Raw genomic sequence first — 17,527 nt, forward strand, 5'->3', positions numbered from 1 at the left:
CTGGCTCAGGCTTCATGCCCCATGCGCCAACTGATGGTCCTGGCGGTGGCCAGCAGTTGTTGCGCAGCGGGGCCCTGTTCATCCGCGTGGAAAATCGAGGTCGGGCCGACCACGGTCAGCACTGCGGCAATCTTGCCCACGGCGTTGAACACAGGAGCGGAAAGCGCATCGACTCCGGGCATCAGCAGGCCATGCACATGATGCAGGCCGCGTTGGCGGATGGTCGCAAACAATGCCTGGTATTCGTCGGCACTGTGACCTGATGCGGCCAGCTCTTGCTCGCGCAGCTCGATGGTTTCACGTTCTGGCAGGTAAGCGCCGAACACCAGGCCAGTGGAGGACGTCAGCAAGGGCAGCACCGAACCGATCTGGGTGACCACGGTAACCGCGCGCACCGCCGGCTCGATGTTGACCACGGTGGCGCCCTGGTTGCCCCACACGGCGATGAAGCAGCTTTCGTTGAGCTCGTCGCGCAGTTGCGACAGCGGCAGCGCCGCCTCTTTCAATACATCCATCCCGCCAAGCGCGGCCAGGCCCACGCGCAGGGCTTCGCGACCGAGGCCGTAATGGTTGGTGGCCGGGTTCTGCTCGGCAAAGCCGCTGGCGATCAAGGCCTGCAGGTAGCGGTGGACCTTGCTCGCCGGCATGTCGACGTGCTCGGCCAGGCGCGACAGCGAGGTGGACGGCGATAACTGGGCCAGAGCCTTGAGGATGTCGGTGCCGACCTCGGCCGAGCGGACCTTCTGTTTGCCGGAGCTGTCGGCGGGGGAGCTGGCTTTGGCCATGGGGGAGTCGATCCGGGGAGTTAGATGGGCGTCTTTATAGCTTGACGGTCTTCACCAATCAAATTACGTTATGCGTAATGTAATTACGATAAAAATAACGCAGAAGCGCTGCCATTCCTTCAAGGCCCGCAGCCAACTGCCATTGACCGGCCTGCACTGGGCCCGGAGGCTCGATGAACCTCGATAACACCCCCGTCCTTGGCTACCAGAGCGGTTTCGGCAACGAATTCGCCAGCGAAGCCTTGCCTGGCGCGCTGCCGGTCGGGCAGAACTCGCCGCAAAAAGCCCCGTATGGCCTGTATGCCGAACTGTTTTCCGGCACTGCCTTCACCATGGCCCGCAACGAACAGCGCCGCACCTGGCTGTACCGCATTCGCCCTTCGGCCCTGCACCCGCGCTTCGAGCGCCTGCAGCGTCAACTGGCCGGTGGCCCGCTGGGCCCGGTGACGCCCAACCGCCTGCGCTGGAGCCCGCAACCGATGCCGAGCGAGGCAACCGACTTCATCGACGGCTGGGTGGCCATGGCGGCCAACTCGGCAGGCGAGAAACCGGCCGGCATCAGCATCTATACCTACTGCGCCAATCGCTCCATGGAGCGGGTGTTCTTCAACGCTGATGGCGAACTGCTGCTGGTGCCTGAGCAAGGTCGCCTGCGCATCGTCACCGAGCTGGGCGTGCTGGAAGTCGAGCCGCTGGAGATCGCCGTGTTGCCCCGTGGCCTGAAGTTTCGCGTCGAACTGCTCGACGGCAAGGCCCGTGGCTATCTGGCCGAGAACCACGGTGCGCCGCTGCGCATCCCGGACCTGGGGCCGATTGGCAGCAATGGCCTGGCCAACCCGCGCGATTTCCTCGCGCCGGTGGCCCATTACGAAGAAACCGACGCCCCGGTGCAGCTGGTGCAGAAGTTCCTCGGCGAACTGTGGGGCTGCCAGCTCAATCATTCGCCCCTGGACGTAGTCGCCTGGCACGGCAACAACGTGCCGTACAAATATGACCTGCGCCGCTTCAACACCATCGGCACGGTCAGCTTCGACCACCCGGACCCTTCGATCTTCACCGTGCTGACCTCGCCGACCAGCGTACCGGGCATGGCCAACCTCGACTTCGTGATCTTCCCGCCGCGCTGGATGGTGGCCGAGAACACCTTCCGTCCACCGTGGTTCCATCGCAACCTGATGAACGAGTTCATGGGCCTGATCAAGGGCGAGTACGACGCCAAGGCCGAAGGCTTCCTGCCCGGCGGTGCCTCGCTGCACAGCTGCATGAGCGCCCACGGCCCGGATGCCGAGACCTGCAGCAAGGCTATCGCCGTAGAGCTGGCACCGAACAAGATCGACAACACCATGGCCTTCATGTTCGAGACCAGCCAGGTGCTGCGCCCGAGCCGTCATGCGCTCGAATGCCCGCAATTGCAGGCCGACTACGATAGTTGCTGGGCCTCGTTGCCGAGCACCTTTACCCCGAATCGGAGATAACCAATGAATCAGTCCGCCCTTGCCCGCAGTTGGGTAGAACACGCCAACGGCCACGGCGACTTCCCGCTGCAGAACCTGCCGCTGGGCATCTTCAGCCGCAAGGACCAGGCGCCGCGCTGTGGCGTGGCCATCGGTGATGCCATCCTCGACCTCGAAGCAGTGCTGGCCGCCGGCCTGTTCGACGGCCAGGCCCGCGCCGCAGTCGAGGCCACCCGTGGTGGTGCGCTGAACGCTTTCTTCGCCCTTGGTCGTGGCGCCCGGGTGGCCCTGCGCGAGCGCCTGCTGCAACTGCTAGGCGAGCACAGCGAGCACCAGGCCGCGCTCAAGCCGCTGCTGCATGCGGCCAGCGAATGCCAGTTGCACCTGCCGGCGCGCATCGGCGACTACACCGACTTCTATGTCGGCATCGAGCACGCCAAGAACGTCGGCAAGCTGTTCCGCCCCGACAACCCGCTGCTGCCCAACTATAAATATGTGCCGATCGGTTACCACGGCCGCGCCTCGACCATCCGCCCCTCGGGCACCGACGTGCGCCGGCCAAAAGGCCAGACCCTGCCTGCTGGCCAGAGCGAACCAAGCTTCGGCCCGTGCGCGCGTCTGGACTACGAGTTGGAACTGGGTATCTGGATCGGCCAGGGCAACGACATGGGCGATTCGATTCCGGTGGCCGAAGCCGCCGAGCACATCGCCGGTTTCTGCCTGCTCAACGACTGGTCGGCGCGTGATATCCAGGCCTGGGAATACCAGCCGCTGGGGCCGTTCCTGTCCAAGAGCTTCATTTCCACCGTTTCGCCGTGGGTAGTCACTGCCGAAGCCCTGGAGCCGTTCCGCTGCGCCCAGCCGGCGCGCCCGGAAGGTGATCCGCAGCCGCTGTCGTACCTGCTGGACAAACGCGACCAGGCCAATGGCGCTTTTGATATCGAGCTGGAAGTGCTGCTGCTGACCGAGCGCATGCGCGAGCAGAACCTGCCAGCCCATCGCCTGACCCTGAGCAACACCTTGAGCATGTACTGGACCGTGGCGCAGATGGTTGCCCACCACAGCGTCAACGGTTGCCAGTTGCAGCCGGGCGACCTGTTCGGCTCCGGCACCCTGTCCGGTGCCCAGCCTGGCCAGTTCGGCAGCCTGCTGGAAATCACCCAGGGCGGCAAGGAACCGGTCGAACTGGCCTCGGGCGAGGTGCGCAAGTTCCTTGAGGACGGCGACGAAATCATCCTGCGTGCCCGTTGCAAGCGCGACGGCGTAGCCTCGATCGGCTTCGGCGAGTGCCGCGGCAAGATCCTGCCGGCGCACTGAGAGGGCAGGGCCATGGAACTCTTTGGTTACTACCGCTCGACCTCATCCTACCGGGTGCGCATTGCCCTGGCGCTCAAGCAGCTGGAGGTCCAGCAGGTGCCGGTCAACCTGCTCAAGGGCGAACAGCGCGAAGCACAGTTCCTGGCCCTCAACCCGCAAGGGCGAGTGCCGGCGCTGAAGATCGACTCCGGTGAGCTGCTGGTGCAGTCGCCGGCGATCATCGAGTACCTGGAAGAAGTTTATCCACAACCCGCGCTGTTGCCCCAGGACCCGCTGCGCCGGGCCCAGGTGCGTGGCGTGGCGGCGCTGATCGGCTGCGACATCCACCCCCTGCACAACGTCAGCGTGCTCAATCAGCTGCGCGGCCTGGGTCATGACGACGCCCAGGTCAACCAGTGGATCGGCCACTGGATCAGCCAGGGCCTTGCCGCGGTCGAGCAGTTGATCGGTGACCAGGGCTTCTGCTTTGGCGACGAGCCGGGGCTGGCCGACGTCTACCTTGTTCCGCAGTTGTACGCCGCCGAGCGCTTCAATATCGACCTCAGTGGCTTCCCGCGCATTCGCCGGGTCGCGGCCCTGGCCGAGGCGCATTCGGCGTTTGCCCAGGCTCATCCGTCGAGGCAGCCCGACGCACCATAAATCATGCTGCTCAGCCCGGAGCAGAATGTCAGTGCACCGATTGCGACGCTGGCGGCAGATGGCTCAGGCGTTCCGTCAGGCGCAAGCGCTGGATTGGATCGTCGCTGAGCAGCAAGGCGTGCTCCAGGTCGAAGCGTTCGGCCTGGGGGCACTCCAGGTGCTGATACAGGGTGGCGCGGGCCATGTAGTCGGCGGCAGTGCCAGGGCCTAGCTGCAACACCCGTTCAGCGTCCTTCAGGGCTTCGAGATGATCGTCGTGGCTGGCGTGCAGCTGGCGCAGGTTGCGTGACAGGCGCTGGAGCGTCTGCAGCGGGCTGGCGGTCAGCAGGTGGTCGGCGCTCAAGGCCAGTTGCGGGCCGAACTGACGGCCAAGCAGCTCGCGGCAATCGGCCGGGTACAGGCGTCGGCCGCCACAGGGGTCGAGCAGATGGTCGGCACCGGGCACGCGCAAGAGAAAGTGCCCGGGGAAGTTCACTCCCTCAAGAGGGATCGACAGGCCGCGGGCCAGTTCCAGGCTCAGCAGGGCCAAGGCCAGGGGCTGGCCGCGGCGGCGTTGCATGACTTTGTCGAGCAGCGCCGCCTGGGGCCGCAGCGGGTGGTATTCGTCCTGCTGGAAGCCCAGGGCGTTGAGGCGGCGTAACAACGGCTGGGCCAGTTCGCTGAGCGGCAGCATCGGCAGCCCGGTGCTGACTTCCTGCTGCAGGGCCTGAACCTCGGCCATGACGCGCGCAGGCACCACGCTGTCATCGTGCTCGGCAGCGATCCACAGCGCCGCCTCCAGCAAGGCGACCGGGTCACGTTCAAGGCAAGCCAGACAGGCACTACGTGGGTTCATCACAACCTCCGCTCAAGCTTCTGTTGTAGCGCTGGCGCGGCCTTTCGTCCAGTGGTCCGAGTGTTGTCATCGGGGTGTAAAGCGCGACCTATACTGGGATCAGCACCTCATCGAGGAGCCTGCCGATGTTCGCTCTCATGCAAAGCACTCGCACGCAGTCGCTGCACCTGTGCATCGACCCGCCGACCGGCCTCAAAGCAGTGGTCGCCATTCATAGCGAACACCTGGGCCCGGCCATGGGAGGCTGTCGCTACCTGGCTTACCCGGACGACGACAGCGCCATGGTCGACGCCATTCGCCTGGCCCAGGGCATGAGCTACAAGGCCGCCCTGGCCGGGTTGCCGTTGGGTGGCGGCAAGGCGGTGATCATTCGCAACCCCCATGTGGAAAACCGCGCGGCCTTGTTCGAGGCGTTCGGGCGCTTCGTCGAAACCCTGCAGGGGCGCTTCATCACGGCCGTGGACAGCGGCACCTCGACCCTGGACATGGACTGCATCGCCCAGACCACCCAACACGTCACCAGCACCACCGCTGCCGGTGATCCGTCACCCCATGCGGCCATGGGCGTGTTCGCCGGCATTCGCGCCACCTCGATGGCGCGCCTGGGCAGTGACAACCTCGAAGGCTTGCGCATCGCCGTGCAGGGCTTGGGCAATGTCGGCTACGCCCTGGCCGAGCAGCTGCATGCCGCGGGCGCCGAGCTATTGGTCAGTGACCATGACCCGGGCCGGGTGCAACTGGCGATCGAGCAGTTCAATGCCCGGCCGGTGGCCAATGAAATGTTGATCAGCACGCCCTGCGACATTTTTGCCCCGTGCGGGGTAGGGCCGATACTCACCGGCCAGAGCGTGATGCAGTTGCGCTGTGCGGCGGTGGCGGGGGCGGCGAACAATCAGCTGACCACCCTGCAGGTGGCCGACCAGCTGGAAAGCCGCGGCATTTTGTATGCGCCCGATTACGTGATCAACGCCGGCGGGTTGATCTATGTGGCGCTCAAGCACCGTGGCGAGGACCTGGGCACCATTACCGCGCACCTGGCGCGCATTCCCTCGCGCCTGACCGAAGTGTTCGCCCACGCCCAGGCGGAAAAACGCTCGCCGGCGCGAGTGGCGCAGATGCTCGCCGAGCAGATGATCTACAACTGAACGGCGCCTACTCGGCGGCGCCCTCGGCGAGCAGCTCGGACAGGGCGTCGGGCTGGCTCTTGAAGGCCTTGGCGAACACGTCACGGTTTTTCGCCATATAGATACCGGCATCCTCGACCTGCTGTTCGCTCAGCGACGGCACGGCTTTTTTCAGGACCTCGGCCAGCAGCTCGGCCAGCTCCAGCATCTTGTCGTGACGGTCTGCTTCGGCTTTATCCATGAACAAGCGCTCCAGGTCGCGGCTGCTGCGGTATACCACTTCGACGGCCATTCATCACCTCACATGCCTTTGGTAATCGATGTATTCGATACTGTTTATTTGTACAGTGTTAATGATAGGGTAATCCACAGGACTAAGATAGTGGCAAATCAGTATTCTGCTGTTGCCCATTCTTCACCAGGGCCTGGGACGGCACTTTTGCCGCTCTCTATGGTCTGCTTCAGCGTGTAGAATTGCGCATCGGCAGTCGAGCCATCCAGTCTACGAAGGAACAGCAATGAACGAGCAAACATCGCGCCTGAATCGGGAACGGCGCTTTCTGGTACTGCTGGGGGTGATCTGCCTGGCGCTGATCGGCGGTGCGCTGTACATGCAGATCGTGCTCGGCGAGGCGCCATGCCCGCTTTGCATCCTGCAGCGCTATGCGTTGCTGCTGATCGCCGTGTTTGCCTTCATTGGCGCAGCCATGCCCGGCAAGCGCAGCCTGACCCTGCTCGAAGGCCTGGTGGTGCTCAGCGCCATCGGTGGCATCGCCGCTGCCGGTAACCACGTGTACATCCTCGCCAATCCGGCGGTCAGCTGCGGCATCGACACCTTGCAACCGATCGTCGACGGCCTGCCGCTGGCCTCGGTGCTGCCGCTGGTGTTCCAGGTCGATGGCTTCTGTTCCACGCCGTACCCGCCGGTCATGGGCCTGTCCCTGGCGCAATGGGCACTGGTAGCCTTTATACTGACCGCCGTTCTGGTACCCCTGGGCATCTACCGCAACCGCCGTCAGGCTTAGACAAAAGTCATGTATTGACGCAAGCCTGTTGTGCAATCAACTTTGCAAAGTTTGTCGCACCAAACTTGATCCTGATCAAGTTCTAACCCTTGTAGAACGGGCGTTCCAGGGGTATTGAAAGGGGTGCGACAAACTGTCGCGAAACTGATTTTTCGGGCGCGATTGTTACACAATTGGTAAAGGACTGTTGCTCAATAAGTCATAGTCAACGATAGGTTACCTATCTACAATCGCCCCCAATTTCCGTTCGGCACCGCTTGCGAGTCGCAGGATTAAAGGAGCTCCAGGGCTCTTTTCGCTGACTCTGACGAGCATCGCCTGCGGCGATGCCGGGCTGACTCCCCTCCGTGATTTCCCGCACCAAATGGAATTGGTCTGAACACAGGCCTGTTGCCTACTGAAGTCAAAATAATAAACACCGCAATACCCGGTTTATGCCGAGCCGCCGCAGCTGGCCTCAAGGTATGACCGTATTCGATCCCATAAATGCTGACGCTTGGCAGGACGAAGTGTTGGCGACCAAAACACAAATTGCATTGAAGCAAGCTGCTCTAGAGGTCGTGAGATGAGTAAAAAGCGTTACCCCAGACTGTTTGGCATTCTGCCCTTTTTAGGCATGCTTTTACTCAGTGGGTGCAACTGGACCCTGCTCGACCCGAAGGGCCAGGTCGGCATTGAGCAAAAGAACCTTATCCTGATCGCTACCGGCTTGATGTTGCTGGTGGTGATTCCTGTCATTTTCATGACCCTGGCGTTTGCCTGGAAGTACCGCGCTTCCAACAAGGCAGCCACCTACACCCCGGACTGGTCGCACTCGACCAAGATCGAAGTGGCGGTCTGGACCATCCCGGTGCTGATCATCATTGCCCTGGGTTACGTGACCTACAAGACCACCCATGAGCTGGACCCGTATCGTCCGCTGGTTTCCGACGTGAAGCCGGTGCAGATCGACGTGGTCGCCCTGGACTGGAAATGGCTGTTCATCTACCCGGAACAAGGCATTGCCACGGTCAACAAGATCGTCTTCCCGGCCAACACTCCGGTCAACTTCCGCGTGACCTCGGATTCGGTGATGAACTCCTTCTTCATCCCGGGCCTGGGCGGGCAGATCTACGCAATGGCTGGCATGACCACCAAACTGCACCTGATCGCCAACGAGAACGGTGAGTTCGACGGTATCTCCGCCAACTACAGCGGTGCTGGTTTCACCGGTATGAAGTTCAAGGCAACCGCCACCTCCCAGGCCGATTTCGAAGCATGGGTGAACGAAGTCAAGCAATCGCCTAAAAAGCTGGATGCCGCTGAATACGCAGCATTGGCCAAAACAAGCGAAAACAATCCAGTCGCGCTGTACAGCGTGGCCTCGCCTGAGCAGTTCCAGTCCATCGTCGACAAGTACGAAGGCATGAACCGCGGCCGGCCGGTCCACGAACAAGAGCAGAGCAAAGAAGCGGCCGGTACCGAAGGGATGGACGTGAGTATGCATTCAGCTGCTGGGGCAGAGGAGTAAGAGATGTTCGGTAAACTAAGTCTGGATGCGATTCCGTATCACGAGCCGATAGTCATGGTGACGCTTGCCATGATCGCGCTCGGCGGTCTCGCGCTCGTTGGTGCTATCACCTATTTCAAGAAGTGGACCTACCTGTGGTCCGAGTGGCTGACTTCGGTCGACCACAAGAAGATCGGGGTGATGTACATCATCGTCGCGATGATCATGCTGCTGCGCGGCTTTGCCGACGCCATCATGATGCGCACGCAGCTGGCCATGGCCACCGGCGGATCCGAGGGCTACCTGCCGCCCGAACACTATGACCAGATCTTCACCGCTCACGGTGTGATCATGATCATCTTCATGGCAATGCCATTCTTCACCGGCCTGATGAACCTGGCCCTGCCTCTGCAGATCGGTGCGCGTGACGTTGCCTTCCCGTTCCTCAACTCCCTGAGCTTCTGGCTGCTGGTGTCCGGCGTCGTGCTGGTCAACGTCTCGCTGGGTGTTGGTGAGTTCGCCAAGACCGGCTGGGTCGCATATCCACCGTTGGCGGGTATCCAGTACAGTCCTGGCGTGGGTGTCGACTACTACATCTGGGCGCTACAGCTATCGGGCCTGGGTACGACGCTAACGGGTGTCAACTTCCTCGCCACCGTGCTGAAAATGCGCGCGCCTGGCATGAAGCTGATGGACATGCCGATCTTCACCTGGACCTGCACCTGGGCTAACGTGCTGATCGTCGCTTCGTTCCCGATCCTGACCGCTGCACTGGCTCTGCTGACCGTTGACCGTTATCTGGACTTCCACATTTTCACCAACGAGCTTGGTGGGAACCCGATGATGTACGTCAACCTGTTCTGGGCCTGGGGTCACCCTGAGGTTTACATCCTGATCCTGCCGGCCTTCGGCGTGTTCTCGGAAGTCACCTCGACCTTCGCCGGCAAACGCCTGTTCGGCCACAAGTCGATGATCTACGCTTCGGGCGCGATCGCGGTACTGGGCTTTGCGGTATGGCTGCACCACTTCTTCACCATGGGTTCGGGCGCCAGCGTCAACACCTTCTTCGGTCTGGCGACCATGCTGATCTCGATCCCAACCGGGGTGAAGCTGTTCAACTGGCTGTTCACGATCTACCAGGGCCGTCTGCGTTTCACCGCGCCGATCATGTGGACCCTGGGCTTCATGGTGACCTTCTCGATCGGTGGTATGACCGGCGTACTGCTGGCTGTTCCAGGTGCTGACTTCGTTCTGCACAACAGCCTGTTCGTAATCGCTCACTTCCACAACGTGATCATCGGTGGTGCGGTATTCGGCTACATCGCCGGCTTCGCCTTCTGGTTCCCGAAAGCCTTCGGTTTCACCCTGAACGAGAAGTGGGGCAAAGCTGCCTTCTGGTTCTGGATCTCCGGTTTCTACGTGGCCTTCATGCCGCTGTACGCACTGGGCTTCATGGGTATGACCCGTCGTCTGAACCACTCCGACAACCCACTGTGGGAACCCTACCTGTACGTAGCCGTTGTCGGCGCCGTGCTGATCCTGTTCGGTATCGCTTGCCAGCTGATCCAGCTGTACGTGTCGATCCGCGACCGCAAGGACAACATGGACGTGACCGGCGACCCATGGGGCGGCCGTACCCTGGAATGGTCGACTTCGTCGCCACCACCGTTCTACAACTTCGCCACCATGCCTGAGAAAGTCGGCCTGGATGCCTGGCACGAAGCCAAGGAAGCCGGTGTTGCCTACAAGGTTCCAGCCAAGTACGAAGCGATCCACATGCCGAACAACACCTCTACCGGTGTGTTCATGGGTGCCTTGCTGACCGTGTTCGGTTTCGCCTTCATCTGGCACATCTGGTGGCTGGTCGGCGCAAGCCTGATCGGTACCATCGCGGTCTTCGTCGCCCACGCTGCTCGTGACGACCAGGGTTACATGGTTCCAGCCGAGGAAGTGGCGCGCATCGAAGGTGAGCGCATGAAGTCCCTGGGCCTGGCTACCGGTACCCCGGTTGGCGCACGTGTCGAATCGTTTGAACGGGTTTAATCAATGTCCAGTCATGTAATTAACGCTGATACTCATGCTCATGGTCACGACCATGGGCATGACGACCACCACCACGACTCGGGCCAGATGACCGTATTCGGTTTCTGGCTGTACCTGATGACCGACTGCATCCTGTTTGCGTCGCTCTTCGCCACCTACGCGGTGCTGTCCGGCAGTTTTGCCGGCGGCCCGTCGGGTCACGACATTTTCCAGCTGGACTTTGTCGCGGTCGAAACCGCACTGCTGCTGTTCTCGAGTATCACCTTCGGCTTCGCCATGTTGCAGATGTTCAAAGGCAACAAGGGCGGCGTGCTGGGCTGGCTGGCTGTCACCTTCCTGTTCGGTGCCGGCTTCATCGCGATGGAAGTCTATGAGTTCCATCACCTGATCGCCGAGGGCTTCGGCCCGCAGCGCAGTGGCTTCCTGTCGGCGTTCTTCGCGCTGGTCGGTACCCACGGTCTGCACGTAACCGCAGGTCTGATCTGGATGGCGGTGATGATGTACCAGATCAACAAGCACGGTATCACTGGCACCGCCAAGACCCGCATGAGCTGCCTGAGCCTGTTCTGGCACTTCCTGGACGTGGTCTGGATCTGCGTGTTCACCGTCGTGTATCTGCTGGGGGTTCTGTAAATGGCTAACGCACATAACAGCCACGCCGAGGGCAACCACGGTAGCGTCAAGTCCTATGTGATCGGTTTCATCCTGTCGGTCATCCTGACAGCGATTCCGTTCGGCCTAGTGATGTTCCCGAGCATGCCGAAGGACATCACGATCATGGTCGTGGTGGCCCTGGCGGTCATCCAGGTCGTGGTTCACCTGGTGTACTTCCTGCACATGGACCGTTCCGCCGAGCAGCGCTCCAACGTGTCGACCTTCATGTTTACCGTGATGGTCATTGCACTGTTGGTCGGCCTGTCGCTGTGGATCATGTTCAGCATCCACACCAGCATGATGGCGAAGTGAGGTAAGACGACATGTCCGTTAAGCACTTTATCCAAATCACCAAACCGGGGATCATTTTCGGTAACGTGCTTTCTGTGGCAGGCGGTTTCTTCCTTGCCGCGCAAGGGCATGTCGACTTCATGCTGTTCCTGGCCACGGTGATTGGCACTTCGTTGGTGGTGGCGTCTGGTTGCGTGTTCAACAACTGCATCGACCGTGACATCGACATCAAGATGGAGCGCACCAAGAACCGGGCGATGGTCCAGGGCCAGATCTCGCTGAAAGTCGCGCTGGCCTACGCCACCCTGCTCGGGGTGGCCGGCCTTGGCCTGCTGTATGTGCAGGCCAATGCTCTGGCAGCGTTGTTCGGCCTGATCGGCTTTGTCATCTACGTCGGGTTCTACAGCCTGTACCTCAAGCGCAAATCGGTGCACGGCACCCTGGTGGGCAGCCTGTCCGGTGCCATGCCTCCGGTGATCGGCTATTGCGCGGTAAGCAATAGCTTCGACCTGGCTGCACTGACCCTGCTGGTGATGTTCAGCCTGTGGCAAATGCCGCATTCCTACGCCATTGCGATTTTCCGCTTCAACGACTACCTGGCCGCATCGATTCCGGTGCTGCCGGTCAAGCGCGGGATCCTGGTGGCCAAGAAGCACATCCTCTGGTACATCGTGGCGTTCCTGGTAGCGACCCTGATGCTGACCCTGGGTGGCTACGCCGGCATGAGCTACATGGCCGTAGCCGCGGCCATGGGCATGTACTGGCTGTACATGGCCTGGACCGGCTACAAGGCTGTCGATGACCGCCTGTGGGCACGCAAGCTGTTCGTGTTCTCGATCTTCACCATCACTGCCCTGAGCGTGATGATGTCGCTGGACACCAAAGTGCCGACCGAGCTGCTGCTGACTTACGCGCACTGATTCATCAGCGTGTAATGAAAACGCCCCAGGCTGCGAAGCCTGGGGCGTTTTTGTTTGTGCGGCGTTTCTACAAACGACCGAAACTGCTGTTGACAAGTACCCCGTGTTTGCCGGATTTTATCGCCGCGCAGGTAAGGAGTATCTGCGCAGGGCCAGAGGATGCTGGCCGTGATTCATCACACAAGGGACTGTTCATGACCGAGCCAAACGCCGTTGCTCAACGGGCGTGCCTCGCGCTGTTGCGCGAACGCCACACTTCCGCTCATTTCGACACCGCCTTGCAGGTGCTCGATTGCCTGTTCCGTCGTCGCAGCCTGGCGCCCGGGCAGGATGACGAGCTGTCGGCCGAGGTGCTCGAACCGCATCTGGATAAAGTCCTCACCGCCATCGAAGCCGGCCAGCGCATCGAGATGGTTCTGCCAGCCTTCCCGGGCAAATCGCCGAACCGGCAGAAAACCCTCAGCCACCTGCCAGACCTTGCCGAGCGCCACGCCATCGACGAGCTGCAGCAGCTGTGCGCGGAAATCCAGGCCCTGTACGCACCGGGTGCGTTGATTCACATCTGCTCCGACGGCTATGTGTTCTCCGACCTGGTGCGCGTGCCGGATGAGCACGTCAAAGCCTACACCGACGAGATCCAGCGCTACGCCGAGCAGCACTACCCGAACAGCTTCGCCCTGTTCGATCTCAAGGATGCCTATCCGCAACTGGGTTGCCTGGACTCCATGCGCGAAGAGCTGATGATCGAGTACGGCCAGTCGCTGATTGCGCTGGGCCAGCGCTTTCAGGACGAGCCACACATGATGCTGATGTACTGCGGCATCCACCGCTTTCTGTCCGAGGATTACTCAGGCCTTGGCGAGTTCGCCGGCATGAGCCTGAACGCGGTGAAGAAGATCGCCAAGCCGGCCTCGCAACGGGTGATCCAGCGCAGTGAAGCCTGGAGTGCCTTGCTGCAGGCGCGTTATCCACAGTGCCTGCGCCTGTCGATCCACCCGCAGTTGGCGGTATCGGCGAAAATCGGCATTCGCCTGGTGCCTACCAGCGACCTCTGGCGTACGCCCTGGCACTCGGTGGCGATCAAGCGTAGCGGGGTGGTGATGCTCGACAAGCGCAGCAACATCGATGAGCGCTACAGCCGCCTGGTGTTCCGCCAGGGCCGTCCTTGCCACTACGCCAGTGCGCAATGATGCCGGTAGCGCTGGCGGCTGATGCGGTGATCTTCGACCTCGACGGCACCCTGGTCGACACCTTGCCCGATATCGTCTGGTGCCTGAACCACGTGCTGCAAGAGCAGGGCTACCTGCCGCTGTCACTGGAGACCATCAGTGCCTACGTAGGCGGCGGTACCGGGGCGATGCTCGAGCGGGTTGCCGCGCGCCTGGGGATTGCCGACGACACGGCTCTGCATGAGCACTACATCGCCTGCTACCAGCAGCACCTGGTGCAGTACTCGCGACCGTTCGATGGCGTGCCGGAGCTGCTTGAAGGCTGTCGCCGGCTGCAACTGCCGATGGCCATCGTCACCAACAAGGCCCATGACATGGCGCTGCAGGTGGCTGCGCAGCTGTTCCCGTCGGGCACCTTCGAGCTTGTCCTTGGCCAGCGCCGCGGCCACCCGCTCAAGCCGCAGCCCGACGCGGCTCTGGAGGCGGCCCGCTACCTGGCCGTCGAGCCCGCGCGTTGCCTGTTTGTCGGCGATACCGTCATCGATCTGATGACCGCGCGGGCGGCCGGCATGCACTGCGCCGCCGTGACCTGGGGCTATGGCCCGGTCTATGCCTTGCAGGCACAGGCGGCGGATCTTTACTGCGAGCAGCCGGCAGAGCTGTTGCGGGCCCTGCAACAGGCACTCACTTCTTGCATGGCTGGCACTCTCGCCAGCCAACGTTGAAACACCACCTCTCAAGGAAGAAAGGTCATGCAACACAAGGACACCTGGATCAAGGCGGTCAGCGACGTGCTGGCGGGTTATCTGCTCAAGGACAATGACGATCGCTTCGACGCGGCGGGCAGGGCCAATCTGGCCGTCAGCCTGGCCCGCTTCTACGATCAGCAGGCGCCGGTGCGTCTGGTGCTGCCGGGCTTCCCGTGCAAGTCGCCGAACGCCCGCGACCAGACCTTCGGCACGATGCCGGATTACGGCGAAGCCATGGCCATCGAGCGCCTCGACCAACTCGGCCAGGACATCGCCGCGCTGCACGCGCCGGGCTGCGTGGTGTCGATCCTCAGCGATGGCACTACCTTCAACGACATCGTTGGTGTACCTGATGACCTGCGCAAAGCCTACAACCAGGCCCTGCGCGAGTTGTGCACCACCCACACGATCAACTGGGTGAGCATGGAAGACCTGTTCCCCCAGGCCAGCAGTGCCGATGCCGTACGCGCGACCCTGGTCAAACAGGCACGTTTGCCGTGGAAGAACGTCGAGGCACTGATCGAGCAGAGCCGCCATGATGAAACCCTCAGCCACGCCCACGACAAGCTCTGCAGCCACCTCTACAACGACTTGCGCCTGTGCCGCGAAGCTGGGCAGAGCGAAGACGAGCACCTGCAGCAGATCGGCTACAAGGCCTACCAGATGATGTTCCGCGGCCAGGCGTTGAATGCCGCGGTCAATCGCTTCTTCCCCGACGACATCCGCCTGTCGGTGCATCAGTACGACAATGCCGGGCCAAAATTCACCGTGGCCCTGGCCGACGGCCTGACCCGGGTGTCCAGCCCCTGGCATGCGGTGCCGGTGCGCCACCTGGATGGCAGCCAGACTCTGCGCGGCCGTGCCGAGGTGGACATCGACAAGCATGTGCTGGTGCAGTACCAGGGGCGCCCGTGGCTGTACCACGAGAGCACCGGCGAAGCGCTGCAGGGCTTCGAGTTCGAACTGCAGAAGCGCCCGTTGTTCGGCTTGGTGGTACGTGACCCGTTGGGGCTGGGCTTCGAACGTTTTTCGACGCAGCTGCTCGAAGCGCTGGTGGAGACCTTCGGCTTTGTCTGCCTGCGTGGCTGCCGCTTCGAAGACCGCGACAGCTTTGCCCGCGACTGCGAGCGCTTTGGCACCATCTACCAGTGGGCGTTCGGCAAGGTGCATGTGGTCAAGCCGGCGGACAAACCTGAAGGCGTGGTGCACTCGCTGGAAAAGACGCCATTGCATTGGGACCTGAACATGCTGCCGGACAGCGATGCTCAGGTTCAGCGCGATCCGAAGTTCTGCGCAAGCAAGTTCATGCTCTATTGCAAGACTGCGCCGCAACCGGGGGAAGGGCAGACCACCATCGTCGACAGCCGCAATGCCTTGCGCAAGGTTGGCAACCAGGTGGCGCGGTTGTGGCAGGCGGTTGATATCACCTATTACACGCGCATGACTTACTTTGGTGGGTCGCCGCGTCACTACAGCCTGGTCGACCTGCACCCGCGCACCGGCGAACGCATTCTGCGCTATCAGGAAGGCACCGACTCCAGCCTGCAGACCTTGAGCCAGGAGGTGCAAGGCTTCGAGGCGCAGGCTCAGCAGGCCCTGCTTGAGCAGCTCAATGCCCTGGTCTACGACGATGAATGCCTGATCGCCCATGACTGGGTCGAAGGTGATCTGGTGCTGATCGACAACTACCAGACCCTGCATGGCCGCTTGCCTATGTCGCCGGCCTCGGCCTCCCGTGAGCTGTGGCGGGTTCAGGTGTACTGAGCCGAACACTCCCTGGCAGCGGCTCGGTGCCCGCTGCCCGGGAGGCTTTCCGCCTGCCGCGGGTGCTGTGCCGGCGGTAGCGTGTCGTGATCTTCAACCTGACAGGATCATGGCATGAGTGTTTTGACCGTGTATTTTTGCGGCACCGGGTCGCACCGATTCGACGACAACAACCCCAACTTCTGGAATGGCGAGCTGGTTTCGACCCTCGCTTCAAACGACCAGGGCAAGGAGTATGCCCACTGGATCGCCGTCGATGGCCCGGGCAGTGGCAACCTGCAAGCCGATGAACTGTTCGTCGAACCCGGTGGTTATTACAACTGGAACCAGACCTTGTTCGGCAAAGGCTGGGAGGAGAACGTCCAGCACGCACTGCAGATCATCAAGGGGCAGAGCAACTGGCAGCGCACGGAACTGAGCGAGGAGGAGTATCAGCGCCTGAAGGCTGCTGGCATCCCTATCCCCAACTCGACCGCTACGGCGTCCTGGTTCTGGCGCACCTACAACTACGGCAATCGCAAGATTACCCCGCAGTTGCTCCAGGAGCAGATCATCAAGCAGTTTCGCAAGGAAGGCGTCATTCCCACCCAGGTCAACCTGGTGGGGTGGAGCAGGGGCGCCGTCAGCTGCCACATGCTGGCCAATGCCATGCTTGGCGACAGTGAGCTGAAAAAGCTTCCAGTGAATATATTCGCCATCGATCCGGTGCCGGGCATTGGTAACTTCGACCGCCATCGCGTGCAACTGGGCGAGAACGTCAAACAGTACGTAGGTTTCTTCTCCCGCGACGAGCGCTCCAAGGGCTTTGCCTGCGTAATTCCCAAAACCCATGACGCCACCCGTTGCCATGTCTACCCGATGCCGGGGCGCCACGCCACACTGGTGGGCAACGCGGCCGCCGACGGCGCCGCTGGCGGCAAGGTACTGGCCGAGCCCGGGCTGATCGTTCGCCATTTTGCCGAAGTCTGCCTGACCCGCTGGGGCGTCAAATTGCAGAAGATGCTTAACCTCAACGAACGTGACTTGCAGGCCTATCATCAGGTGCTTGAGCGTGATGAAAGCAAGTACCAGGCAATGCGCAAACATTCCTATACCTTGCTGACCGAAGCTGAAAAGGGTGAGCGCGCCGTTTCGCTGGGCAACCAGGGTACGGGTTTTTCAGCGGTGAAAGGCAGCGGTCTTATGCCTACCGAGGGCCTGGCTGCAGCCGTGAAATGGCAGGCATCGTCCTACAAGGAAATCCGTTAACACCTGTTTTTGTGCTGGACA

17 protein-coding genes are annotated in these 17,527 nt (G+C 61.7%); 14 read left to right on the forward strand and 3 right to left on the reverse strand.

Annotated elements, in window-relative coordinates:
* Positions 1 to 5: 5 nt before the first annotated feature.
* Positions 6 to 785 carry an IclR family transcriptional regulator gene (locus BLR26_RS26260; RefSeq protein ID WP_093388018.1) on the reverse strand — a complete coding sequence of 260 codons (780 nt, stop codon included), beginning with the start codon at positions 783 to 785 and terminating at the stop codon, positions 6 to 8.
* 173 nt (positions 786 to 958) lie between these two features.
* Between BLR26_RS26260 and hmgA the strand changes: the two genes are divergently transcribed.
* The 3 genes from hmgA to maiA are packed head-to-tail and all read left to right on the forward strand — an operon-like array spanning position 959 to position 4,195.
* Complete coding sequence (gene hmgA, locus BLR26_RS26265; RefSeq protein ID WP_045196118.1) at positions 959 to 2,260, forward strand: homogentisate 1,2-dioxygenase; 1,302 nt, start codon at positions 959 to 961, stop codon at positions 2,258 to 2,260.
* Positions 2,261 to 2,263: 3 nt separating this feature from the next.
* Positions 2,264 to 3,556 (forward strand): fumarylacetoacetase, encoded by a 1,293-nt coding sequence (fahA, locus tag BLR26_RS26270; protein WP_093388021.1) that lies wholly within the window; start codon positions 2,264 to 2,266, stop codon positions 3,554 to 3,556.
* A gap of 12 nt (positions 3,557 to 3,568) precedes the next feature.
* Entirely contained in the window at positions 3,569 to 4,195 is a 627-nt protein-coding gene (gene maiA, locus BLR26_RS26275) for a maleylacetoacetate isomerase (protein WP_093388023.1), read from the forward strand.
* 28 nt (positions 4,196 to 4,223) lie between these two features.
* Here the strand turns inward: maiA and BLR26_RS26280 are convergent, their stop codons facing one another.
* A complete protein-coding gene (locus BLR26_RS26280; RefSeq protein WP_093388025.1) occupies positions 4,224 to 5,030 on the reverse strand; it encodes a SirB1 family protein in 807 nt (268 codons plus the stop codon).
* 125 nt (positions 5,031 to 5,155) lie between these two features.
* Here BLR26_RS26280 and BLR26_RS26285 point away from each other — a divergent pair, with 125 nt between their 5' ends.
* Positions 5,156 to 6,175: a Leu/Phe/Val dehydrogenase gene (locus BLR26_RS26285; protein WP_045196126.1), complete on the forward strand. Its 1,020-nt coding sequence runs from the start codon at positions 5,156 to 5,158 to the stop codon at positions 6,173 to 6,175.
* Positions 6,176 to 6,182: 7 nt separating this feature from the next.
* On the opposite strand, the gene BLR26_RS26290 is transcribed toward BLR26_RS26285, so the two are convergent.
* Positions 6,183 to 6,446, reverse strand: coding sequence for a YebG family protein (locus tag BLR26_RS26290; protein WP_045196128.1), 264 nt, complete (start codon positions 6,444 to 6,446; stop codon positions 6,183 to 6,185).
* Between the two features lie 226 nt (positions 6,447 to 6,672).
* Between BLR26_RS26290 and BLR26_RS26295 the strand changes: the two genes are divergently transcribed.
* From BLR26_RS26295 to BLR26_RS26340, 10 genes are all read left to right on the forward strand, one after another.
* Positions 6,673 to 7,179, forward strand: coding sequence for a disulfide bond formation protein B (locus BLR26_RS26295; RefSeq protein WP_045196130.1), 507 nt, complete (start codon positions 6,673 to 6,675; stop codon positions 7,177 to 7,179).
* Between the two features lie 565 nt (positions 7,180 to 7,744).
* Complete coding sequence (gene cyoA, locus BLR26_RS26300; protein ID WP_045196132.1) at positions 7,745 to 8,689, forward strand: ubiquinol oxidase subunit II; 945 nt, start codon at positions 7,745 to 7,747, stop codon at positions 8,687 to 8,689.
* Between the two features lie 3 nt (positions 8,690 to 8,692).
* Positions 8,693 to 10,711, forward strand: a complete 2,019-nt coding sequence (gene cyoB, locus BLR26_RS26305; protein ID WP_045196135.1) for a cytochrome o ubiquinol oxidase subunit I — start codon at positions 8,693 to 8,695, stop codon at positions 10,709 to 10,711.
* A 3-nt stretch (positions 10,712 to 10,714) separates the two neighbouring features.
* Positions 10,715 to 11,344, forward strand: a complete 630-nt coding sequence (locus BLR26_RS26310; RefSeq protein ID WP_026001353.1) for a cytochrome o ubiquinol oxidase subunit III — start codon at positions 10,715 to 10,717, stop codon at positions 11,342 to 11,344.
* Positions 11,345 to 11,677, forward strand: coding sequence for a cytochrome o ubiquinol oxidase subunit IV (gene cyoD, locus BLR26_RS26315; protein ID WP_038997063.1), 333 nt, complete (start codon positions 11,345 to 11,347; stop codon positions 11,675 to 11,677). It abuts the gene before it with no gap.
* 11 nt (positions 11,678 to 11,688) lie between these two features.
* Positions 11,689 to 12,576 (forward strand): heme o synthase, encoded by an 888-nt coding sequence (gene cyoE / locus BLR26_RS26320; protein ID WP_038997062.1) that lies wholly within the window; start codon positions 11,689 to 11,691, stop codon positions 12,574 to 12,576.
* Between the two features lie 194 nt (positions 12,577 to 12,770).
* A complete protein-coding gene (locus tag BLR26_RS26325) occupies positions 12,771 to 13,766 on the forward strand; it encodes an isocyanide synthase family protein (protein ID WP_093388028.1) in 996 nt (331 codons plus the stop codon).
* Positions 13,766 to 14,470, forward strand: a complete 705-nt coding sequence (locus BLR26_RS26330; RefSeq protein ID WP_371128690.1) for an HAD family hydrolase — start codon at positions 13,766 to 13,768, stop codon at positions 14,468 to 14,470. The genes BLR26_RS26325 and BLR26_RS26330 overlap by 1 nt, the downstream gene beginning before the upstream one ends.
* 27 nt (positions 14,471 to 14,497) lie before the next feature.
* Positions 14,498 to 16,258, forward strand: coding sequence for an isocyanide synthase family protein (locus BLR26_RS26335; RefSeq protein WP_045196142.1), 1,761 nt, complete (start codon positions 14,498 to 14,500; stop codon positions 16,256 to 16,258).
* Positions 16,259 to 16,372: 114 nt separating this feature from the next.
* Positions 16,373 to 17,506, forward strand: a complete 1,134-nt coding sequence (locus BLR26_RS26340; RefSeq protein ID WP_093388034.1) for a hypothetical protein — start codon at positions 16,373 to 16,375, stop codon at positions 17,504 to 17,506.
* The last annotated feature ends 21 nt before the right edge of the window (positions 17,507 to 17,527 follow it).

Source organism: Pseudomonas sp. UC 17F4, from assembly GCF_900101695.1.
Taxonomy (GTDB): domain Bacteria; phylum Pseudomonadota; class Gammaproteobacteria; order Pseudomonadales; family Pseudomonadaceae; genus Aquipseudomonas.

Bases quoted from the DNA above. Each gene is read 5' to 3' on its own strand.
- cyoA (WP_045196132.1), top strand. From the start codon at position 7,745: ATGAGTAAAAAGCGTTACCCCAGACTGTTTGGCATTCTGCCCTTTTTA.
- BLR26_RS26330 (WP_371128690.1), top strand. From the start codon at position 13,766: ATGCCGGTAGCGCTGGCGGCTGATGCGGTGATCTTCGACCTCGACGGC.
- BLR26_RS26285 (WP_045196126.1), top strand. From the start codon at position 5,156: ATGTTCGCTCTCATGCAAAGCACTCGCACGCAGTCGCTGCACCTGTGC.
- BLR26_RS26325 (WP_093388028.1), top strand. From the start codon at position 12,771: ATGACCGAGCCAAACGCCGTTGCTCAACGGGCGTGCCTCGCGCTGTTG.
- BLR26_RS26280 (WP_093388025.1), bottom strand. From the start codon at position 5,030: ATGAACCCACGTAGTGCCTGTCTGGCTTGCCTTGAACGTGACCCGGTC.
- BLR26_RS26340 (WP_093388034.1), top strand. From the start codon at position 16,373: ATGAGTGTTTTGACCGTGTATTTTTGCGGCACCGGGTCGCACCGATTC.
- cyoD (WP_038997063.1), top strand. From the start codon at position 11,345: ATGGCTAACGCACATAACAGCCACGCCGAGGGCAACCACGGTAGCGTC.
- BLR26_RS26295 (WP_045196130.1), top strand. From the start codon at position 6,673: ATGAACGAGCAAACATCGCGCCTGAATCGGGAACGGCGCTTTCTGGTA.
- BLR26_RS26290 (WP_045196128.1), bottom strand. From the start codon at position 6,446: ATGGCCGTCGAAGTGGTATACCGCAGCAGCCGCGACCTGGAGCGCTTG.
- fahA (WP_093388021.1), top strand. From the start codon at position 2,264: ATGAATCAGTCCGCCCTTGCCCGCAGTTGGGTAGAACACGCCAACGGC.
- BLR26_RS26335 (WP_045196142.1), top strand. From the start codon at position 14,498: ATGCAACACAAGGACACCTGGATCAAGGCGGTCAGCGACGTGCTGGCG.
- cyoB (WP_045196135.1), top strand. From the start codon at position 8,693: ATGTTCGGTAAACTAAGTCTGGATGCGATTCCGTATCACGAGCCGATA.
- BLR26_RS26310 (WP_026001353.1), top strand. From the start codon at position 10,715: ATGTCCAGTCATGTAATTAACGCTGATACTCATGCTCATGGTCACGAC.
- maiA (WP_093388023.1), top strand. From the start codon at position 3,569: ATGGAACTCTTTGGTTACTACCGCTCGACCTCATCCTACCGGGTGCGC.
- BLR26_RS26260 (WP_093388018.1), bottom strand. From the start codon at position 785: ATGGCCAAAGCCAGCTCCCCCGCCGACAGCTCCGGCAAACAGAAGGTC.
- hmgA (WP_045196118.1), top strand. From the start codon at position 959: ATGAACCTCGATAACACCCCCGTCCTTGGCTACCAGAGCGGTTTCGGC.
- cyoE (WP_038997062.1), top strand. From the start codon at position 11,689: ATGTCCGTTAAGCACTTTATCCAAATCACCAAACCGGGGATCATTTTC.